1 protein-coding gene is annotated in these 2,574 nt (G+C 52.7%); it reads left to right on the top strand.

Annotated features, from left to right (window positions below; translation table 11 throughout):
- The first annotated feature begins 734 nt into the window (after positions 1–734).
- Positions 735–1,526, top strand: a complete 792-nt coding sequence (gene aadA1 / locus EBB59_RS13155; protein WP_001206316.1) for an ANT(3'')-Ia family aminoglycoside nucleotidyltransferase AadA1 — start codon at positions 735–737, stop codon at positions 1,524–1,526.
- Positions 1,527–2,574: the final 1,048 nt, after the last annotated feature.

The raw sequence follows: 2,574 nt of genomic DNA, 5'->3' as shown, positions 1-2,574 counted from the left end.
CCCGGGGGATCCGGCGCGCCTAGGCCTTGACGGCCTTCACTCAATTCGCCCTATAGTGAGTCGTATTACGTCGCGCTCACTGGCCGTCGTTTTACAACGTCGTGACTGGGAAAACCCTGGCGTTACCCAACTTAATCGCCTTGCAGCACATCCCCCTTTCGCCAGCTGGCGTAATAGCGAAGAGGCCCGCACCGAAACGCCCTTCCCAACAGTTGCGCAGCCTGAATGGCGAATGGGAGCGCCCTGTAGCGGCCACTCAACCCTATCTCGGTCTATTCTTTTGATTTATAAGGGATTTTGCCGATTTCGGCCTATTGGTTAAAAAATGAGCTGATTTAACAAAAATTTAACGCGAATTTTAACAAAATATTAACGCTTACAATTTAGGTGGCACTTTTCGGGGAAATGTGCGCGGAACCCCTATTTGTTTATTTTTCTAAATACATTCAAATATGTATCCGCTCATGAGACAATAACCCTGATAAATGCTTCAATAATATTGAAAAAGGAAGAGTATGCGTAGCCGTAATTGGAGCCGTACCCTGACCGAACGTAGCGGCGGTAATGGTGCGGTGGCGGTGTTTATGGCGTGCTATGATTGCTTTTTTGGCGTGCAGAGCATGCCGCGTGCGAGCAAACAGCAGGCGCGTTATGCGGTGGGCCGTTGCCTGATGCTGTGGAGCAGCAACGATGTGACCCAGCAGGGCAGCCGTCCGAAAACCAAACTGAACATTATGCGTGAAGCGGTGATTGCGGAAGTGAGCACCCAGCTGTCTGAAGTGGTGGGCGTGATTGAACGTCATCTGGAACCGACCCTGCTGGCCGTGCATCTGTATGGCAGCGCGGTGGATGGCGGCCTGAAACCGCATAGCGATATTGATCTGCTGGTGACCGTGACCGTGCGTCTGGATGAAACCACCCGTCGTGCGCTGATTAACGATCTGCTGGAAACCAGCGCGAGCCCGGGTGAAAGCGAAATTCTGCGTGCGGTGGAAGTGACCATCGTGGTGCATGATGACATTATTCCGTGGCGTTATCCGGCGAAACGTGAGCTGCAGTTTGGCGAATGGCAGCGTAACGATATTCTGGCCGGCATTTTTGAACCGGCGACCATTGATATCGATCTGGCCATTCTGCTGACCAAAGCGCGTGAACATAGCGTGGCGCTGGTTGGTCCGGCAGCGGAAGAACTGTTTGATCCGGTGCCGGAACAGGACCTGTTTGAAGCGCTGAACGAAACCCTGACCCTGTGGAACAGCCCGCCGGATTGGGCGGGTGATGAACGCAACGTGGTGCTGACCCTGAGCCGTATTTGGTATAGCGCGGTGACCGGCAAAATTGCGCCGAAAGATGTGGCGGCGGATTGGGCCATGGAACGTCTGCCGGCGCAGTATCAGCCGGTGATTCTGGAAGCGCGTCAGGCGTATCTGGGCCAGGAAGAAGATCGTCTGGCCAGCCGTGCGGATCAGCTGGAAGAATTTGTGCATTACGTGAAAGGCGAAATTACCAAAGTGGTGGGTAAATAATAACTGTCAGACCAAGTTTACTCATATATACTTTAGATTGATTTAAAACTTCATTTTTAATTTAAAAGGATCTAGGTGAAGATCCTTTTTGATAATCTCATGACCAAAATCCCTTAACGTGAGTTTTCGTTCCACTGAGCGTCAGACCCCGTAGAAAAGATCAAAGGATCTTCTTGAGATCCTTTTTTTCTGCGCGTAATCTGCTGCTTGCAAACAAAAAAACCACCGCTACCAGCGGTGGTTTGTTTGCCGGATCAAGAGCTACCAACTCTTTTTCCGAAGGTAACTGGCTTCAGCAGAGCGCAGATACCAAATACTGTTCTTCTAGTGTAGCCGTAGTTAGGCCACCACTTCAAGAACTCTGTAGCACCGCCTACATACCTCGCTCTGCTAATCCTGTTACCAGTGGCTGCTGCCAGTGGCGATAAGTCGTGTCTTACCGGGTTGGACTCAAGACGATAGTTACCGGATAAGGCGCAGCGGTCGGGCTGAACGGGGGGTTCGTGCACACAGCCCAGCTTGGAGCGAACGACCTACACCGAACTGAGATACCTACAGCGTGAGCTATGAGAAAGCGCCACGCTTCCCGAAGGGAGAAAGGCGGACAGGTATCCGGTAAGCGGCAGGGTCGGAACAGGAGAGCGCACGAGGGAGCTTCCAGGGGGAAACGCCTGGTATCTTTATAGTCCTGTCGGGTTTCGCCACCTCTGACTTGAGCGTCGATTTTTGTGATGCTCGTCAGGGGGGCGGAGCCTATGGAAAAACGCCAGCAACGCGGCCTTTTTACGGTTCCTGGCCTTTTGCTGGCCTTTTGCTCATTAGGCACCCCAGGCTTTACCCGAACGACCGAGCGCAGCGAGTCAGTGAGCGAGGAAGCGGAGAGCGCCCAATACGCAAGGAAACAGCTATGACCATGTTAATGCAGCTGGCACGACAGGTTTCCCGACTGGAAAGCGGGCAGTGAAGTGAAGGCCCATGAGGCCAGTTAATTAAGCGGCCGCGATATCCTGCAGATGCATCCAGTACTAGTATGGCCCAGATCGGAAGA

The sequence above is a fragment of the Solilutibacter pythonis genome, from assembly GCF_003697345.1.
Classification (GTDB): domain Bacteria; phylum Pseudomonadota; class Gammaproteobacteria; order Xanthomonadales; family Xanthomonadaceae; genus Solilutibacter; species Solilutibacter pythonis.
The sequence above is the reverse complement of the archived record's forward strand: the minus strand, read 5'-3'. Positions and strand labels throughout refer to the sequence as shown.